The following is a 19,743-nucleotide window of genomic DNA, read 5'->3' on the forward strand; positions in this document are numbered from 1 at the left end:
TTCCTTATACAAACAACACACACTTCAAAATTAATAATATTGGTGCGTTTAATACCTTAGGCGCATCAATATTCATCACATTCGTCGTGAAATGCAACTATTTCTGCTGCATTAAAAGTATATCACTAAAGGTTTGTTTTCAAACGTTGATTTCACATATTGGAATGCGTAATAGCAATAAAAAGTACCGAATATGGTAACGTTTCATCTTAAAATTAATGCTAAATTCACTTCCCTGGCTCGCGTCTTATTGTCACCCTTTTTTGTCGAATTAGCGTTTCTAACCAAGACTTATTGAAATCTTCAGCAAATGCTTCTTCATCATTAACTGACTCTAAGCCTACCCAAGTATTTTTGCCCGATGCTTTGGCGAGATATAAACACGCGTCTGACATCTCAAGGAGTTTTTCCAAATGACATGAGACAACATTAGTTGGAATAAGTGGATAGCATACGTAACCTACCGAGCAAGTTATCGGTAAGGCCATGTTGTCGTGCATTTCAAATTTTGTGTCATTAATTGCTTTTACTAGGCGCTGCGCTAACACCATGGCACTTTTTCGATCAACAAACCTTGCTACCGCAACAAACTCTTCACCGCCCCACCGAACAATATAATCAGACTGCCTGAAAACATGTTCTAATCGCTTAGAAAACTCGATTAAGACTTCGTCACCTATTTGGTGACCAAATCTGTCATTTACTTGTTTAAAGTCATCAATATCAACGATGAAAACCAATAAATCTGAACCAATGGGTTTACGGCTTTTGCCTTGATGCCAGTCGGAAAACTCACGGTCGCACAATGCAATATCTGTTTTAATGAATTTTTGTAAATAACGGCGATTCTTCAATCCGGTTAGCGTATCAGTGATACTTTCGGACTCTATTAGTTTAAGTGACTGAATGAGCTGTTCATTCTTTTCGCTTAGCTCTCGGGTTTGAATTCTTACTTTCCACTCTAAGCGTTCGTTCGCTTTGCGCAATGTATAGCGCCGGTATAATACAAAAAGAAGAGAAAATAGGATGAGGATGAGCCCAATAAAAAAATTTTTCAAAAGCAACTTTTCGCTTAGCCCGGCTTGCTCAAGTGCCTGCTCTTTTAACTTCAAGTCTAACTCTAGTTCTTTACGTACAGTCTCAGTTTGCGCTTGCGCTCTAGCAATCGCTTCCACCTTATTTTCATTGTTGAGCTTTTCTTTGACTCGCATCAGTTCTTTAAGGGCGATAAAAGCCGCATCGAAGCGATTCATAGCTTCTAGCGAATTGACCTTAGCTTCATGAAACTGAACTTCAATTGGTAGCCGCTCTGCCTGCTTTGCTTTCTTTATTCCCTGATCAGCATAGTCGATGGAAATTTCATGTTCACTAGTGAGAAATGCATGCTGCGCAGCAACGACTAAAGCATTCAATGTCAGTGCTGGGAATCGCCCGTTGGCAGTATGCAATACATTTTGGATAACGTCGTTAGCTTGGTCGTAACTACCTCTAGCGATATGTATTTTAGCGAGCGTTAACTTATACATATCAGCGTATTCAGTCGATTTAACTTCATTAAAAAGACGAATTGCTTCATTAGCATGTGATTCAGCAGCTTCAAAATCTGACAACGCTAGCAATGATTCAGCAATTAAGGCGTTATTGAATGCAATATTCTGCACCATGCCACGCTTGGTATCTATCTCCAGAGAACTATAGAAATACGCTAATGCACTGCGGTGATCTCCCATCTTGGCATTAAGACCCCCTAAGCTATAAAATACCTGCGACTTTTCAGCATCACTGCCTTGTTCAATCGCATGATCAAGCGCGGTTTGGTATGCCAAAATAGCCCCATCATAATCGCCGATAGCGCCCAATGCTAGGCCCATATAACTGCCAACCATGCTTAGGCTTTTTTTATCATCTAAGGCATTGTAAATCCGCTCACCGCGATGGTAATAGTCGAGGGCCAACGGATAATCAGACATGCTGTAGTAGGCGTACCCAAGCATGGTGTACACATACGCTAATGCAAGATCGTTAGACGAACGAGAATATGCTAACTCTGCTGATTTCAATAATTCGATAGCATGTGGGTATCGAGTTCGGCTGATCTCATTTTCTGCCGTAATGGTGGCTAGGTCAGCCTGTAATTCGGGGTTCTGAGACTTAGCAACAATGCCTTGCAAATTTTGCGTTAACAACTCTGCTTTCTGAATATTTCCTAACTCTCGTTCAGTACGAATAGATACTTTTAACGCATCGATATCGCTTTTCTTACCGGTATCAACACGTTGGGCATCTACGTGCAAACTGGTGATGAGAAGTAAACAGAGAAGGAACCGCAGGATGTACATTTAAGGCCTAAAAATAAGTAGTTTCGTCCGATGAACTACCAAAATAATAGTCGCAAACGCTTAATACTGCACAGAATTATTTTGAATAACGTAAGTCATTTATTTTAATAATTGGGTGCGCTTTAGCTACTTCATTTTTTGGGAAGCCATTAGCCTATAAAAAAGCCGGGCGATTTCTCGACCCGGCCGACAAAACGGGAACATATTTAGTCTACTTCAATCTCGCCTTCTTCAATTGCTACTATTCTGCGTGCTTCTACATAGGTTTTAATGGCCCATAATGTCTCTTGATCTAAAATAGGCTCTGATTGTCCCTCTGGTATACCTCCTAGTGCAGGCATGCCTTTTGATGAACCAAAACGAAGGCGCTCCACGTACCATTCATCGTCTTCCATACTTTCTGGATCAAGCAGTCGTAAATCGGGATTTATGCCACCTGACTGCGCATGCAGACCATGACATACAGCGCAATTATTGGAATAGGCTGACTCACCAAACTCGTACACTTTTTTTTGTGTCTCTTGGTCTAAATTACGATAAGGGTTTTCAAAAACCCAGCCATCTTCAGACTCATCACCATTGGTAATTTTTTGCATTTCAGAGCTGTCAGCGCCTTGTGGCGTCACGTTGCCATGTGCAGCTAACTTGTGCGCCGTCAAGGCTAGAAAAAGCGTTGTAATTAATAGAGATACTTTTACTTTCATCATTCATACATCCTCAAAAGCCGATGAAAAAATTATACTTAATGTGATAATTGGGGTAACTCTACTTTGGTTTTGAAAGGCTCCTCCTTTGGGAGGATAAAGGGGAAATCAAACATAAAAAAAGCCGATACCTTCGACAGTACCGGCCTCAATTGTATTTATGAACTATTAGTTTTTGGCTACCTGCTCGTAGCGTTTGGGCAATTTAAATGTCCATACCGTGCCACCTTGGTTAAGGTGTTTAACCCGCTTAGCGACTTCACCGCCCCATAGAGGTACTGCGCCGCCCCAGCCAGATAACACAGACACGTATTGCTCGCCTTCCATCTCCCAAGTTACAGGCGAACCTACAATGCCTGAGCCTGTTTGGAACTTATAAACCATCTCGCCGGTTTTGTCGTCAAAGGCCATTAAGTAGCCTTCCGGGTTGCCGGTCCAGACTAACCCGCCGCCGGTGGTCATTACACCACCCCACAGTGGCGCAAAGTTATTATAGCGCCACACTTCTTTGCCCGTTTTAGGGTCAATGGCACGAAGCACACCAATAAAATCTTCATTAACTGATTTAATCGTAAAGCCAGCTCCTAGGTAAGCAGCGCCTTTTTTATACGAGGTGGTCTCGTTCCAAATATCCATTTCCCATTCATTGGAAGGTACATAAAACAAACCAGTATCAGGTGAATACGCCATTGGCATCCAGTTTTTCCCACCTAAGAATGCAGGGCGAGCAACAACCTGAGCACCTTTCTTACCATCATCAGATAATGATGGGTTACCTGGACGAACATCTTCAATATAAAGTGGTCGGCCGTTTTCATCTAACCCTTTAGCCCACGTTAATTTATCTACAAATGGAAAGCCACGGATGAAATCACCATCTTCACGGTTCAACACGTAAAAGAAGCCGTTTCTATCCGCGGTTGCAGCGGCTTTCACCGTTTTACCTGACTCTTCGTAATCAAACGCGATAAGCTCGTTTACGCCATCGAAGTCCCAACCATCGTGAGGCGTGGTTTGAAAGTGCCACACAATTTTGCCAGTCTTAGGGTCAATCGCTAAGCGAGAGGATGAGAAATAATTGTCTCCCGGACGAAGATGAGAATTCCAAGGAGACGGGTTACCTGTGCCAAAGAACAACAACCCGGTGTCAGCATCGTACGTGCCACCTAGCCAGGTTGCCGCTCCGCCTGTTTTCCATAAATCAGCTGGCCATGTTTCACCCGGCGCACCACCAGAAATACCATTCTCGGTTTTTTTACCGTCCTTCCACATATAGCCCATGTGGCCTTCGACGGTAGGTCTAACCCAAATTTGTTTGCCGGTCTTAGCGTCATAAGCGTATACCTTACCCACAACACCAAACTCGCCGCCCGAATTCCCTGTGATCACCATGCCATCAATAATAATAGGCGCAGCAGTAATAGAGTAACCGGCTTTATAGTCTTCTACTTTTTTCTTCCAAACGGTTTTGCCCGTGTCTTTATCAAGGGCTACCAGTTTGGCATCTAGTGTGCCGAATATAACCAAGTTATCATACAAGGCAACGCCACGATTAATAACATCACAACAAGGCATAATGCCATCGGGCAAACGGGCTTCGTACTGCCATAGTTCTTCGCCAGTCATAGCATCAATAGCCCAGACTCGAGAGTAAGAACCTGTGACATACATAACGCCATCTTTCACCATAGGCTGAGACTCTTGGCCTCGCTGCTTTTCGCCGCCGAGTGAAAATGCCCAGACTGGTCGAATTTCTTCGATGGTATCTTTATTAATCGCAGACAATGGGCTGTATCGCTGTGCGCGTAGCCCCATGCCATAGGATACGATATCGTCAGTAGTGGCTTGATCATTTTGTATATCTTTGTCGGTCACGTTAGCTTGAGCGGGGGAAATTGCCCCTGCACAAACCAATAAAGCTAAGGCAATTCTTTTTAATGGTAATGATTTATTCATAACGTTTCCTAATTGCGTATTGGCCATGAATGGATCTGACATGCAGACTATTCGATAGAATTAGAATAGCGGTGCACAATGGTCGTGCCTATGGAACGGCTGAGTGAATTGTCCCCTCCTTTAGTAGGAGGAATTAACAGGAAGCATGCCCAAAATATTTAAGCAATTGGAAAAGCTTGAGCAACTAGGGCTCTACTGCATAGTAAGCAGGCATTTCATAAGTGGCATGATACTGACTAAAAATGTGCGCCATTTTTCCGGTCTGTACCATCTCGGTGATCACATCACCAACTTCATACGCTAGGGTTCGGTAGTCGTTATGTACTGCAATACCTAAGTCCCACTTCTGCTTCCCTATCAAGGGGAACGCATTACTAGCAAGCTGAAATTTTGCGTTATCAACAAATTGGGACAAATAACTGATTTGTGTTCGAAGCCCCATTACCGCATCAACATCCCCTTTTTTCATGGCACCAATGGCGAGTTCGTTGCTGGTATATTGCGTTGTGTTCTCTCTTAACCTCCCGCCAAAGGCAGAGGTGAGGTAAAAATGAGGAATACTGTCAATTTCAGCGCCAATCTTGTGGTATTGAAACATCGCCATGGTCTCTACCTCTGGCAATTGCTCAGTATTGTGAATTATCTGCCAGCTTTCTTGGTGGTAGGGAGCAAACATATGAACTAATTCATTGGCCAACAAGCCTATATCGTCTCGTTTTTGGGAAAATGAACGGTCGTAAGGAGCACGCATCATCAAATCAGCTTTTACTTTGTGAATGATGTGGCCCTTCCACAAAAAGTTGCGGAAATCATCTTCAGTTGTCTCTCCTGGCGTCATCCAAGTTAAGATAAGTTCCACGTTTAGCTTAGCTGCAATTTCTTTAGCAATATCGACATCTATTCCCCTAGCGGTATCAGCGTCTAAATATGAATAAGGAGGGTAATCGTTGTAAACCGCTATATTGATGTACTTGCTTTCGATAATGTCATCAAAAGACCGAGCGGCGACGTTCGCACTCCACCAGCAAAGTAAAATTAAAGGAAAAAATAAGGTAATTCGAAAACCTGACACTTTGAAAACTCTGTTTACGCTAGGTGCTTTTTATACTAATGCGCAGTTGGGTATTCTCGAATGATACTTTAGCGCCATAGCATTCCTCCTTTAGGAGGATGTTATTCGGGAATAATGCCATATACCCTTTTTGTATCTCGACTGACAAAAGGCACACTTTCAAATAAGAAGTGTGAATAGAAGTGTGAATAAAGCCCTTCGCTGGTTTATGAAAAAAGCAAAAGTATGGATAGGAATATCAACCTTACTGCTAAGCGTATCAGCCTTGCATGCTCATGTTCATGCCCAAATCCAGTCTGGAAGCAAATATAAAGGGCAAGCTGAAGCTCAGCAAAACACTACGAACATGGTCTATCTTAAGCTGAAACGCCCTACGCCCGCGGGCACGCCTTCGTATTTAATTAGCCCTACTGACGAAGGAATTGCGGGTGCCGAAATTGGTATTGAAGATGCCAATATTACGGGAAAGTTTTTAGGCTACTCGTTGACGCTTGCCCACATAAATGCTTTAGATTCAGCCGCTACCGACGCTATTACCCATGCCCCCGTGGTGCTTATCGATAGCCCAGATGCTCAATATCAAGAAGCCGTTCGTTCAGTGGTGTCGATTAATCCCAGCGCATTGGTTGTGAATGTAGCCAGTGGTAAGGATACATTTCGCCGCATGCACTGCGAGCTTAACGTCTTACACACCTACCCTAGCTACCAAATGAAAACCGATGCGCTTGGTCAGTGGCTTAGAACTAAGCGTTTGAGCTCGGTGCTTACCTTGCGCGGCGCTCATGAAAGCGATGAGGCTTACTTAGACGCATTTTTACGTACCGCGAAGAAATTTAAATTAAATATTGTTGAAAAGAAAACATGGCAGGCAAGCTTCGACTTACGTCGCTCTGCTTTTTCTGAAATCCCCCTTTTCACTCGAACTAAGAAACCTTACGACGCTATTTTTGCTGCCGACACCCAAAGTCAGTATGCCTACAGCTTACCGTTTAATACCCACCTTATTGTGCCCATTATGGGTTCGGCAGGTTTGAAACCATTAGGGTGGCATTTTACTCATGAGCAATGGGGCGCAAGACAGCTTCAGAATCGCTTTAAAGACAAGTTTTCACGCACTATGAATGAAGTAGACTTTGCTGCTTATGCCGCCATTATTGCTATATCGACCGCTTTGCAGCGAAGTGATAGCAGTGATTTTAAAAATAATGACTCTCAAATGCATGAGTCTGTTACAGGTACACGATTATTTAACGCATTAGTAGAGGGTCAACTGAGTATTGCGGCGTATAAAGGTAGGCAATTAACTTTCAGAAAAGGCACTCGACAACTTCGCCAGCCTATGGCGCTAGCACACGAAGAAGCGCTTGTGACCCACGCTCCCCTGTCTGGTTTTTTACACCAACTCGATGAATTAGACACCCTAGGTGATGCCACCACTACTTGTAAGGACGCCCTATGAGAACGCGATTTTTAGTCACTGGTATTTCGTTACTAAGTTTGTGGGTCACCAGCCTGAGTGTCAGCGCTATGCCACGGGCGTATGTAACTAATGAAAAAGACAATACCCTATCAGTTATTGATATGAATACATTTGAAGTGACTGATACATTAGACATTGGCGAGCGTCCAAGGGGCTTTATATTAAGTGCCGATCAATCGCATGCTTATATTTGCGCCTCAGATTCAGATCGCATTCAAATTATCGATTTAGACACCCATACCATCGTAGGCGACTTACCGTCAGGTGAAGACCCTGAAACTATAGCCCTTCATCCCAATGGCACTACCATTTACACCGCCAATGAAGACGATGCCCTGCTCACCGTTATCGATATTCCCTCCAGTCAGGTAATTGCACAAATAGATGTAGGGGTTGAGCCCGAAGGGTTAGCGGTAAGCCATGACGGCCGTATGATGGTGGTTACTTCAGAAACAACAAACATGGTGCACTGGATAGACACCAACACCCACGAGAACATTGCCAATAGCTTAGTGGATGCTCGCCCACGTGACGCCCACTTCACCGCCGACGATAAACATCTTTGGGTAAGCTCTGAAATTGGCGGCACAGTCACCATATTTGATACTCAAACCAAGCAAAAAGCACATACCTTGTCTTTTGATGTAAAAGGCGTGTACCGCGACAAGATACAACCCGTGGGGATATTGTTGATGCGAGACTCCCCCTACGCGTTTGTTGCCCTTGGCCCTGCAAACCGTGTTGCCGTGGTAAACACCAATACGTTTGAAATAGAAAAATACATAGTGGTAGGTAGACGTGTGTGGCAATTAGCGTTTAACCAAGACCAATCATTATTACTCACTACAAACGGAGTAAGCGGTGACGTGTCGGTAATTAATACTGAAACGCTCAATGTTGAAAAGACGGTTAAGGTGGGGCGTTACCCATGGGGAATTGCCGTTAAATGGAAATAGATATTCAGGGGGTTAGCCACACTTACGGTAAAGTGATAGCCCTTGATGACATTTCACTTACCTTAAAACCGGGTTTTAATATTTTACTTGGTCCTAATGGCGCAGGTAAGAGCAGCCTATTTGGGTTGCTCACAGGGTTACAACGGATTGGCCGTGGCAATATCCTATTTAATGGCAGTACTATAACGCATAACCGTGCGCCAATAATGAAACAGCTTGGCGTGGTATTTCAACAAAGCACCTTAGATATCGACCTTACCGTAAAGCAGAACCTAGCCTACTTTGCATCCCTCCATGGGCTGGCTCCAGATAAGTCAATTCTACGCATTAGTGACTTATTAAACGAACTTGATCTTAGCGACCGTCTGAATACTAAAATCCGACATTTAAATGGTGGTCACCGCCGTCGTGTTGAGTTGGCAAGATGCCTTATTCACCAACCCAGCACCTTGTTACTCGATGAACCCACTGTAGGGTTAGATATTGTCTCTCGGCAGTTAATTCATTCGGTGGTTCATGACCTAGCAGTGAAACAAGGCGTAACTGTGTTATGGGCTACCCATCTATTTGAAGAGGTATCGCTAACTGATCCCCTTGCCATATTGTTAAATGGCCGACTAGTAGAACGAGATATTTGCTCGGCATTGCTTGCTAAGCATCAGGCCCTAGATATTCATCAGCTTTGGGAGGTACTCACTCGTGCAGCATAATATCAATACCTACTGTAAGTACGAAAAAGCTACGCAGGCTAAAGCCCAGGACCTGCCATGATGTACTGGCGCTGTTTTGTGGGTGTTTTAAATCGTGAAATGCTGAAGTTTTGGCAACAGCGCTCGCGATTATTAAGTGCCTTAGTTCGCCCCTTGTTATGGCTATTTGTATTTGCGGCTGGTTTCCGTTCGGCGCTAGGGCTTTCTATGATCCCGCCCTACGAGACTTACATTCTTTATGAGGAATACATTGTGCCGGGTTTAGGCGCCATGATTATCCTTTTCAATAGTATGCAGAGTTCATTATCTATGGTTTACGATAGAGAAATGGGCAGCATGAAGGTACTGCTAATGAGCCCAGTGCCCCGATCATTTTTGTTATGCAGTAAGTTAGTAGCCAATACACTGGTTTCAGCAATACAGGTTTATTTATTCTTTTGCTTTGCGTTACTTGTTGACGTGCAGTTACCCTTAATGGGTTATGTCTACGCGCTGCCCATCATTGCAATACTGTCGATTTTTCTTGGCGCGCTAGGCTTATTACTGGCCAACTCGATTAAGCAATTAGAGAACTTTGCTGGTGTCATGAACTTCGTTATCTTTCCTATGTTTTTCCTTTCGAGCGCACTTTACCCGTTGTGGAAAATGCAAGAAGCAAGTGAGTGGTTATATCAAGTATGCGCCTTCAATCCGTTTACCAGCGGCGTTGAACTGCTGCGCTTCGGGTTATATGAAAAGCTTGCAACAAAAGAGCTTATGATTGTCTCCATGCTTACCCTTATTACCTTTACCCTGGCAGTAAGAAGCTTTAGGCCAAAACCGGCTACTGCTGGCTTTGGAAAAAAGAGCCTCGGAAAGAACAGCGCATAAAAAAGTCCTGACCAACAAGGCCGCTTATGACAAACACGACACACATGACAAACGTGATATTAGTACCCGAGTGCAACTTGCACGACATAGACGCAGATTGCGTGATTTGGCTTTGCTCGTCGGCAGATATAAACCCCACCATTAGCAACCTCCCCAAGAGCACGCAAACTTTTATTCAGCAGGTATTTGTTGATGAAGCGTTTATAGGCGCTAAGGGGCAAAGCATTTTATTGCATCGACCTGTAGGGGCGGCTGCAAAACGATGGCTTATATGGGGAGTGGGTGCTCTAGAGGAAAACCTCAATATTAGTTTTGATCATCCCTCGGCTTCTCATGGCACTCGCAAACTATTTATTGATATGTTTAAGTACGCCCTTTCGTTAAAAGCGGCAACGATCACTTTGGTGCTACCTTGCCGTGCTGTTTCTCGCAGTTTGCAAGAAGCAAGTAAACAGAGTAAGCAAGAAATAACATTTGTTAGCCAGTTATTGCGAGCATTTCACTTTTGTTATTACCAGTTTGCAGGATATAAATCGGCCCCCTGCTTAGCGGCGAAGAAAGTGACACGCTTAAATATACAAGTATCATCAACAGACATGGCAGCTGGCTTAGTTTTAGATAGCACGTTAGATGAAGTGTCAGGCGAGGCTCTTAGTGCGGACTCAACGTTAGCATCGGGCGACATTTCAGATGAATTACTAGCCTGCATTAATTATGAAGCAGCACTGGCACAAGGTATGGAATTAGCGCGAGATTTATCTCACATGCCAGCGAATTTATGTACCCCCGTGTATTTGGCTGAACAAGCTAAAATACTCGCTAACACCTACTCTCAAGTTACCACTAAGATAATCAATCAAGATGCGTTAGAAGCACTGGGCATGAATGCGTATTTAGCGGTTAATCGCGCGTCGGCATTCCCTGCGTCTATGCCGGTAATTCATTATTCAGGTAATTACTCTGAAAATGCCGAGAGTAGTGACAGTGCCTATAGCGGTAATAATGCCCATAGCGGTAATAATGCCCATAGCGGTGAAAACGACGATAGCATTACCGACAAAGGCAACAGCAGAAACACCAAGCCAATAGTCTTAATAGGTAAAGGTGTAACGTTTGACTCTGGTGGCATCACCCTAAAACGCGGTGGTGACATGCATCACATGATTTACGACATGGCAGGTGCAGCTTGCGTACTTGGTGTAATAAAAGCAGCTGCCGAGTTAGGCTTGAATATTAATATCATTGGAATATTGGCTACCGCTGAAAACAGCATTGGCGGCAACGCCTACCGGCCCGGTGATATTATTACTACCCACTCCAAACAAACTGTTGAAGTTATAAGCACTGACGCTGAAGGGCGCATGCTAATGTGTGACGCACTAAGTTACAGCGAACGGTTTTCCCCTCACTCTGTCATAGATATCGCCACCCTAACCGGCGCTGCCATTACCGCGTTAGGGCACACGTGCAGCGGTGTAATGAGCAACTCTCGTTCGCTAGAACAAGCGCTAGTTAAAGCCGGAGAGCAAAGCCACGACCCAATATGGCCCTTTCCGCTGTGGCCTGAATATCAAGACGCTATAGCCTCTTCCCATGCGGATATGACTAACGCAGGGAAAAACTCTCCGGGTATGATTACCGCAGGTTGCTTTTTATCTCGCTTTGCTCAGAGTTTTCCTTGGGCTCATATGGACGTGGCTGGTACCGCATTTAAATATGGTACTGCTAATTCGGCCACCGGCCGACCCATCCCACTTCTATTGGCCTATTTGCAACGCTTAGCCACTACCCGAAAATCATCATGATTCATGGTAATTCTCCTCCTTTAGAAGGATATCTGTTAACAGATAATCAACATATACTCATATTGAACTCATCCAAAAGACAGAGGAAATGACAATGTGGACTAAACCTCAATACACTGAAATGCGCCTAGGTTTTGAAGTAACGCTATATATCAGCAACCGCTAAACCAAAGCCATTGTGATAAGTAATCAAAAGGCTGCTATTGCAGCCTTTTTCAATTACCCAAGGAGTAGTTATGCAGGTATTGATTCTTGGCGCAGGCGCAGGTGGCGGTTTTCCTCAGTGGAATTGTCATTGCGAGAATTGCAAAGGCGCACGTCAGCAAACTATTAAGACAATCCCACGTACTCAATCGAGCATTGCGGTTAGTGTAGATGGTAACAAATGGGTACTCATTAACGCCTCGCCCGATTTACGGGAGCAAATAAATAGCCACCCGCAACTTTGGCCTGAAGAGCACGTTGCCCGAGGCACACGTATTTCATCTATAGTGCTAACCGACAGCCAAATAGACCATACCACCGGCTTGCTTACCTTAAGAGAAGGCCTGCCACTCCCTGTTTATTGCACCGATGTGGTAAAAGAAGACTTAACCACCAGCTTTCCTTTGTTTACTGTACTGAAACATTGGCACGGTGGCCTTCATCAACGCTCAATTAGTACTGACTTTAACCATACCTTTGTGCCTGAAGGCGCGGATGGACTTTTATTCCAACCTGTAGTGCTAGAGTCGAACGCGCCGCCCTATTCTACTTACCGCGATAACATTGTCCCGGGCAACAACATTGGCCTTAAAATTACCGACACCCAAACAGGACATGTGTTGTTTTACGCACCAGGATGCATGCAAGCCAATGACACGGTAAAGCAGGTTATGGCCAACGCTGAGTGCGTTCTTTTCGATGGCACCTTATGGGTGAACGAGGAAATGATTGAGTATGGCTTTAGCCAAAAACTCGGTACCCAAATGGGGCACATGCCAGTAAATGGTGAAAATGGCGCCATTGCGCTGCTTAATCGCTTCAACGTTAAGCGCAAAGTGCTGATTCATATTAACAACACTAATCCCGTGCTGAATGAAGATTCATCAGCCTTCCATGCCTTACAAGAGCAGAATATAGAGTTGGCCTACGATGGCATGCAAATAGAGGTGTAACATGTTGAAACCTGCATGGACTAAAGAAGAATTCGAACAACAACTACGCGCTAAAGGCGCTTACTACCATATTCATCACCCCTTCCATAAACGAATGAATGCAGGACATTGCAGCAAAGAAGAAATACAAGGATGGGTGGCAAACAGGCTGTATTATCAAATGGCTATTCCGGTTAAAGACGCCGCCATATTAGCAAACTGTGAAGACCAAGAAGTAAGACGCACGTGGATCCAACGGCTTATCGACCATGACGGCCGTGAAGGTGATACCAGTTTAGGTGGTATTGAAGCTTGGCTTCGCTTAGGAGAAGCCGTAGGGCTTAACCGCGATGAATTACTTGATGAATCTCACATATTGCCCGGTGTTAAATTTGCGGTAAACGCCTATGTGAATTTTGCACGCCGCGCATCGTGGCAAGAAGCCGCGTGTTCGTCTCTAACCGAAATGTTCGCCCCTGAAATACACCAAAGCCGACTTGATACCTGGCCTACCCATTACACGTGGATAAACCAAGAAGGATTTACCTATTTTCAAATGCGTTTAGGGCAAGCAAGACGCGATGTAGAACACGGGCTTCAAATAACCCTCGAGCACTTTGTTACCCGCGAGCAGCAAGAGCGTGCTTTGAACATTCTTCAATTTAAAATAGATATTCTGTGGAGCATTGCCGACGCCATCTGTTTTGCCTACGAATATGGCAGAAAACCTTTCGATGGCATTGCAGATCAACAAATTTGCCATACAGGGAGATTCTAATGACAAGCATAATAAAAACCCCATCGATGAACCCCTTGTTTCGCTTACAATACGAAAAAGTGCAAGATGGTTATGTGCTTCTCTTTCCCGAAGGCATGATTAAATTAAACCCATCGGCGTCGGAAATTTTAACCCTTGTTGATGGTGTGCGCACCACTGATGATATTGCAGTAGCACTTAGAAAAGCATTCCCCAATGCACCTGAAGATTTAGAAGATGACGTAGCCACTTTTCTACAACACGCTGAAGAGAAAAAGTGGGTGGTTTATGACTAACCAGGCATCGCAAGCTACTAAGTCTTCACAAGCTACCAAGGCTTCACAACCTGCCAAAGCTACGACACCACCTTTATGGCTACTCGCTGAGTTAACCTATCAATGTCCGCTACATTGCCCCTATTGTTCTAACCCCGTGAATATGGAAGAAACCTTTAACGAACTCAGCACTTCTCAATGGAAAAAGGTGTTTAGAGAAGCGAGGGAAATGGGTGCGGTTCAGTTAGGTTTTTCTGGCGGAGAACCCTTATTAAGAAAGGACTTAGAAGAGTTGGTAGCCTATGCCCGCGAACTTGGCTTTTACACCAACTTGATCACCTCTGGCATAGGCATGACAGAAAAGCGCATCGCCAAATTAAAAGACGCGGGGCTTGATCATATTCAGCTTAGTTTTCAGTCAGCGAATGCCGAAGTTAACGACCTTATTGGCAATAAACGCCACTCGTTCAAACAAAAACTGAATATTGCCAAGTTAGTTAAAGCCTATAACTACCCTATGGTGTTGAACTTCTGTATTACTGCGCAAAACATTCATGAAATTGAAGAAGTGATGGCTCTTAGTACTGAGCTTAAGGCCGATTTTGTAGAGCTTGCCACAGTACAATATTATGGTTGGGCGTACGAAAATCGTGAGCACTTACTACCAACAAAAAACCAGCTAGAGGAAGCTGAGCAGGCCGTTAACCGTTATAGAGACCAGCAAGATGGTGTGGGCCCTAAGTTTATGTTTGTCACCCCCGATTATTATGAAAATCGCCCCAAGGCGTGTATGAATGGATGGGGAACTACTTTTTTAACGGTAACGCCAGATGGCAGTGCCCTGCCCTGTCATAGCGCCAAAATTCTTCCCCTTACCTTTCCTAATGTAAAAGACTCCTCGGTGCAGAATATTTGGGAACACGATTTTAGCTTTAATCATTTTAGAGGCGATGACTGGATGCCCTCGCTCTGTAAAACCTGTGATGAAAAAGACAAAGATTTTGGCGGATGCCGCTGCCAAGCCTTTTTACTCACCGGTGATATGCACAAAACTGACCCCGTGTGCGATAAGTCACCAGATCATCATTTAATGAAAACAATTACCGACAAAGCTGGGCAACAGACAAGCTCAACTTTAAAATTTCGCACAGTGAAAAACAATATTCCTGTGAAGACGATACAAGACCTTACCGTTTAAATACTTAAACGCTTAGTCATGATTGATATTCGATATGTACCACACCATGCTCAAAGCCCTAAAGGAAGCGTATCACCATTCACGGGAGTATTCGTTGTAAATACCCCAGCACATGATCATTCTGGCATCTCTCACCTGGCAGAACACATGTGCTTTCGTGGGTCGCCGTACTACCCTGCCGATCATGAACTTTTTGTAGCAAATGCATTGTTACCCTTAGCTATCAACGCAACGACCTACGCTGGTTGTACGTATTTTTATGTCCAATCCGAAGATAAAGCGCTGTTCATCAGTGCGATCCAATACTTATATAGTGGCCTTACAAATACCCATTTCTCCCAATGCGCTTTTGAAGCAGAGCGAAATGGCGTACTCGTTAACGAGCTCACGCTGCTTGAAGGCAATATCGATTATGCCAATAACATTGCAATACGCCGAAATGATACCAGCCCCATGGCCTATCAACATGCCGGCGGCTTTTCAGATTCAGTATTAGAGATTAGTTTTGACGACTTAATTGATTATAAGAAAACATGGTACAAGGGGAGTCATAGCACCCTTTTAGTCCGTGGCGCAGATACTGACGGTAATGAAATAATATCATTATGTAGCCAGGCTATCGCAAAGGTTGGCGCTAGAGGTTTTCATGCTAAGTCAGGCGATGCTATGCCTCATGATAAGGTTGCTGAAGCGCCCTTAAACACTTTGAAGCGCGAGACCTCAGACTCTGTTTTACCTATGAGCAGCTACCCTATAAGTACTCATCATATGAGCACTCCCCAAATAAGTAATCCCCATTTGAGACCAACAGAAAATTACGTGTCTACGTGGTGGGTGCCACAGGAATTCACTCACGACTTGCTTAAGGTCGAAAGCCTGATTAAAAGTAAGATTGAAAGCCTGGTTCAAAAAAAGGTTGAATGCAGCTCTGACGCTTTAGGCCATTTTTTTATTGATGATGAAGTAAACCATGCGGGCATGATTGCTCTTCGGTTTGTACATAATTCAAAGGCCAATGCTCAAGCGCGTACAGTTGCACATAAAAATGTGGTGTCCCTATTAACTGACCTCAATGTTGAAGCCAAACCTCGATTATTTACCGACACTAAATTACCCAACACAGTGCAGCGACTTATTAGAGATTTTCAACAACAAACGCATTCTCGGTATAGCAAGCCGCACTCGCCTTTAAAATTATCACCGTTTGTCGACTACCTGTGCAGTGTGCATGTTTGCCAAGCTGCTATCCATGAAGTTGGCGTTAAAAATAAGAACGAAGACGCGCCGATAAACGATAACTGGGCTCCTACAGTTGAGGTTGAGAATAAGAATGAGGACAAGGTAAAAGACAGCGAAACTGCGCTGCTCGCTGCAAACTTTGCCTCGTTGTTGTCATTAGATAACCTACCTGTATTACCTAGATTACTGCATAAGCTTGCCGTACGTTCTACACAATCCGCACAGTCGGCACAAAACCCGGAGAACAGGTTCCAGTGTATTGGCAATCACTGGGTGTATCGAGTAGATACCCAATTCCATCATTATTTGATAGATACCGTGACTGGCGCTTCGTTTTGGCAACCTCGTACAAACGGGGAGTGTTACGCACTAGGGGTAGCACAGTTTAATGGTGAGATTTTCATTTATGGAGCGCAAGATAATCAAGCGTCGACCCGTGACCTGTGGTGTAAAAACACGCTCGCCAAAATTGACACCAATGCTAGCGTAAGTTATAGCCCTGCATAATAAAAATCCGCTACTTAGGACTTTTATATACTACCAATTTACGACTCTTCCTCCCCCTTTAGGAGGATATTTTTCGGGAACCACCTACACGATACTGATTGCATACTCGTTCATTGAAGAATCAGAATCATGATAATAAAAAACACAACACCTTTATCTTACGCACTCATCGCTTCAAGCGTGTCATTGGCACTTTGCAGTCCAGCCTATGCCAATACTAAAACAGACAGCCAACAGCCAAACAGTGAAGTAGAGGTAATAGAAGTTCATGGAGCAACCGCACTGCAAACCGGCAGTGATGCAGTGCCAATTTTTGGTAGTGTTCAATCCATATCTCAAGAAGAGATAGAAACAAGCGTAAGTCGCTCTCTGCCAGAACTCTTAAAGTCCCAATTTGCCAGCGTGAATTTGAATGATGCGCAAAACAATCCGTTTCAACCCGATTTACAATACCGAGGTTTTACCGCGTCACCACTGCTCGGCTTACCTCAAGGTATCTCGGTGTACATGAATGGTGGCAGAATTAACGAGGCGTTTGGCGATACCGTAAATTGGGATCTTATGCCTCTTGATGCTATCGATACGGTGGCGCTGTATTCGGGCTCTAATCCCCTGTTCGGCCAAAATACATTAGGTGGCGCACTGGCACTAAATACCAAAACTGGCTTTTCCTTCGATGCCAACGAAGTAGATGCCACTGTAGGGCAATACGGTCAGTCAGCGCTATCGATAGAATCTGGTGGAAATAATGGTAATTGGGGCTATTACATTAATGCCAATCATTATAAAGAAGATGGGTGGCGGGATTACTCGCCTTCAGAGGTAAATCAAGTATTCAGCGCCGTGTCTTACCAGGACAGTAAGCGACGAATCGATTTTAACTACTTATATGCCGATAGCGAGCTATTAGGCAATGGTGCCTCACCAATTGAACTACTAGAAATAGAAGGCCGCGAAGCGGTGTATACTCATCCCGATCAAACGAACAATGAGCTACATCACTTCAGCCTTTCTGGAGACCTACAGCTAAGCGACAATCACCTTCTCTCGTTCAACGCCTTTTACCGCGACAATGAAACCACCAGCATAAATGGTGATGACAGCGACTTTGGCGCATGCCAATTTAGCGATGGCCGTATCACCTTGTGTGAGCTGGAAGATGACGACGATGATGATGATTTTGATGGCGATGACGATGATTTTGATGGCGATGACGATGACGACGACGACGATGATGACGAACTAGCCACGGTTGGCGATGATGTAGAAGCCGTTGCTTTCATTGGCTACGATGAAGAAACTGCCCTATCAGATATTTCAAATGTATCACCCGATGAGATAGACGGCACATACAACACGGGGTTATCAAGTTCAGAAGCTTTCGGGGTTTCTTCTCAGCTTGCCAGTAATTATGAATTATTAGGCAAACCATCTGTGCTGGTGATAGGGGCTACTTACAATAAAGGTGATATCAATTATTCAGCAGATACCACCTTTGGGATATTAGAGAATGATACCGCTAGCGATTCCCGTACGGTTATTCCACTTCAAGGGATCCAATCTGCTGAAGAAAGAGTAAGGCTTGATGTAGACACCACTGCGTGGTCGTTACTCTTTGTTAATACCACCCAACTTACAGATAAAGTATCGCTAAACATTGGTGGCCGCTTCAATCGCGACCATGTGCTAATGGAAGATTTAAGTGAAGACGGTGATGATTCTCTTGATGGTGACCATAGATTTACGCAGTTTAATCCCGCCATAGGGTTAGATATTGCGCTTAGTGATACGTCGCAGCTAAACCTAGCTTTTAGCCAGTCATCTAGAGCACCAAGCCCAGCAGAATTAAGCTGTGCGGACGAAGAAGATCCGTGCCGATTACCCAATGGTTTCGTTGCCGATCCGCCATTAGCTCAGGTAGTTACACAAACTATTGAAGCTAACTATGTCGCAACTTTTAATAACATCGACATGATGCTAAATGTTTATCGTAGTGAGAGTGAAGATGACATCATTTTTCAGCAAGCTGGCTCAGTCGCATCGAGAGGCTACTTTATTAATATCGACGCTACCCGCAGACAGGGCGTTGAATTCAGTATCAGCTCATTTTGGAAAAAGCTTGATTATCGATTTAATTACAACTATCTAGACGCGACGTTCGAGTCTCCCTTCACCTCTTTTAGTCCTTTTAATCCGTTAGGGGCAAATAGACAAGTTGAAGCGGGTGACACTATTCCTGGACAACCAAAGCACAATATCAAATTTTATCTAGACTACCCGTTAAGCCAAGAAACCAGATTAGGCGCAGAAGTTATCTTAGCATCTAGCCAATACTTCCGAGGTGATGAAGCCAACGAAAATGACACCTTAGATAGCTATGTGGTGACTAATCTTTACTTGAACCATCAGTTTAATCACACCTTTAGTGCCCAACTACGAGTGAACAATGTGTTCGATAAAGAATATGAAACCTTCGGCACTTATGGCGAGGCTGATGAAGTATTAGAAGACATTTACCCTGATGTAGAAAGCCCCTTATTTGTAGGGCCAGCCCAACCTCGCATGGTGAGTTTAAATGTGAAAGCTAAATTTTAATTTAGCGAGCTTTTAAATTAAAGGTATAGATTAGGCGTTATGCGCCTAATTTTTCTTAGTCCTAAAGGACGAGGCTAACAAGCCTTACGTCCAATGGTTCAAAAACTATATAAATCTATTATCAATTTTACTGACACCCGAAAT

At 44.1% G+C, this 19,743-nt stretch carries 16 protein-coding genes; 12 read left to right on the plus strand and 4 right to left on the minus strand.

Annotation, left to right across the window (positions count from 1 at the left end; all coding sequences use genetic code 11):
• Nucleotides 1-227: 227 nt before the first annotated feature.
• From AV939_RS16370 to AV939_RS16385, 4 genes are all read right to left on the minus strand, one after another.
• The gene (locus tag AV939_RS16370; RefSeq protein ID WP_082604820.1) at nt 228-2,339 is read right to left on the minus strand and encodes a GGDEF domain-containing protein; all 2,112 of its coding nucleotides are present in this window, start codon (nt 2,337-2,339) and stop codon (nt 228-230) included.
• A 206-nt stretch (nt 2,340-2,545) separates the two neighbouring features.
• Nucleotides 2,546-3,046: a cytochrome c-550 PedF gene (gene pedF, locus AV939_RS16375; RefSeq protein ID WP_063456788.1), complete on the minus strand. Its 501-nt coding sequence runs from the start codon at nt 3,044-3,046 to the stop codon at nt 2,546-2,548.
• Nucleotides 3,047-3,211: 165 nt separating this feature from the next.
• Entirely contained in the window at nt 3,212-4,999 is a 1,788-nt protein-coding gene (locus AV939_RS16380) for a PQQ-dependent methanol/ethanol family dehydrogenase (protein ID WP_057789580.1), read from the minus strand.
• Between the two features lie 184 nt (nt 5,000-5,183).
• Nucleotides 5,184-6,071 carry a substrate-binding periplasmic protein gene (locus AV939_RS16385; protein ID WP_057789578.1) on the minus strand — a complete coding sequence of 296 codons (888 nt, stop codon included), beginning with the start codon at nt 6,069-6,071 and terminating at the stop codon, nt 5,184-5,186.
• Nucleotides 6,072-6,243: 172 nt separating this feature from the next.
• Between AV939_RS16385 and AV939_RS16390 the strand changes: the two genes are divergently transcribed.
• The 12 genes from AV939_RS16390 (at nt 6,244) to AV939_RS16440 (ending at nt 19,599) form a co-directional block, all read left to right on the plus strand.
• Nucleotides 6,244-7,530: a hypothetical protein gene (locus AV939_RS16390; protein ID WP_231751134.1), complete on the plus strand. Its 1,287-nt coding sequence runs from the start codon at nt 6,244-6,246 to the stop codon at nt 7,528-7,530.
• Nucleotides 7,527-8,507: a PQQ-dependent catabolism-associated beta-propeller protein gene (locus tag AV939_RS16395; protein ID WP_057789576.1), complete on the plus strand. Its 981-nt coding sequence runs from the start codon at nt 7,527-7,529 to the stop codon at nt 8,505-8,507. Before AV939_RS16390 ends, AV939_RS16395 begins: the two co-directional genes overlap by 4 nt.
• The gene (locus AV939_RS16400) at nt 8,498-9,217 is read left to right on the plus strand and encodes an ATP-binding cassette domain-containing protein (protein ID WP_057789574.1); all 720 of its coding nucleotides are present in this window, start codon (nt 8,498-8,500) and stop codon (nt 9,215-9,217) included. Before AV939_RS16395 ends, AV939_RS16400 begins: the two co-directional genes overlap by 10 nt.
• Nucleotides 9,218-9,277: 60 nt before the next feature.
• Entirely contained in the window at nt 9,278-10,087 is an 810-nt protein-coding gene (locus tag AV939_RS16405; protein WP_057795914.1) for an ABC transporter permease, read from the plus strand.
• Nucleotides 10,088-10,113: 26 nt separating this feature from the next.
• Nucleotides 10,114-11,892, plus strand: coding sequence for a leucyl aminopeptidase family protein (locus AV939_RS20415; RefSeq protein ID WP_082746067.1), 1,779 nt, complete (start codon nt 10,114-10,116; stop codon nt 11,890-11,892).
• A gap of 94 nt (nt 11,893-11,986) precedes the next feature.
• A complete protein-coding gene (gene pqqA, locus AV939_RS20075) occupies nt 11,987-12,058 on the plus strand; it encodes a pyrroloquinoline quinone precursor peptide PqqA (RefSeq protein ID WP_073324441.1) in 72 nt (23 codons plus the stop codon).
• Nucleotides 12,059-12,128: 70 nt separating this feature from the next.
• On the plus strand, nt 12,129-13,049 hold the full coding sequence (gene pqqB, locus AV939_RS16415) for a pyrroloquinoline quinone biosynthesis protein PqqB (protein WP_057789570.1): 921 nt from the start codon (nt 12,129-12,131) through the stop codon (nt 13,047-13,049).
• 1 nt (nt 13,050) lies between these two features.
• Nucleotides 13,051-13,806: a pyrroloquinoline-quinone synthase PqqC gene (gene pqqC / locus AV939_RS16420; RefSeq protein ID WP_057789569.1), complete on the plus strand. Its 756-nt coding sequence runs from the start codon at nt 13,051-13,053 to the stop codon at nt 13,804-13,806.
• Nucleotides 13,806-14,081: a pyrroloquinoline quinone biosynthesis peptide chaperone PqqD gene (gene pqqD, locus AV939_RS16425; protein ID WP_057789567.1), complete on the plus strand. Its 276-nt coding sequence runs from the start codon at nt 13,806-13,808 to the stop codon at nt 14,079-14,081. Before pqqC ends, pqqD begins: the two co-directional genes overlap by 1 nt.
• On the plus strand, nt 14,074-15,258 hold the full coding sequence (pqqE, locus tag AV939_RS16430; protein ID WP_057789565.1) for a pyrroloquinoline quinone biosynthesis protein PqqE: 1,185 nt from the start codon (nt 14,074-14,076) through the stop codon (nt 15,256-15,258). Before pqqD ends, pqqE begins: the two co-directional genes overlap by 8 nt.
• Nucleotides 15,259-15,276: 18 nt before the next feature.
• Nucleotides 15,277-17,004, plus strand: a complete 1,728-nt coding sequence (locus AV939_RS16435) for an insulinase family protein (protein ID WP_057789563.1) — start codon at nt 15,277-15,279, stop codon at nt 17,002-17,004.
• A 129-nt stretch (nt 17,005-17,133) separates the two neighbouring features.
• Complete coding sequence (locus AV939_RS16440) at nt 17,134-19,599, plus strand: TonB-dependent receptor (RefSeq protein ID WP_082604818.1); 2,466 nt, start codon at nt 17,134-17,136, stop codon at nt 19,597-19,599.
• Nucleotides 19,600-19,743 lie beyond the last annotated feature (144 nt).

Source organism: Alteromonas sp. Mac1, from assembly GCF_001562125.1.
GTDB lineage: Bacteria > Pseudomonadota > Gammaproteobacteria > Enterobacterales > Alteromonadaceae > Alteromonas > Alteromonas stellipolaris.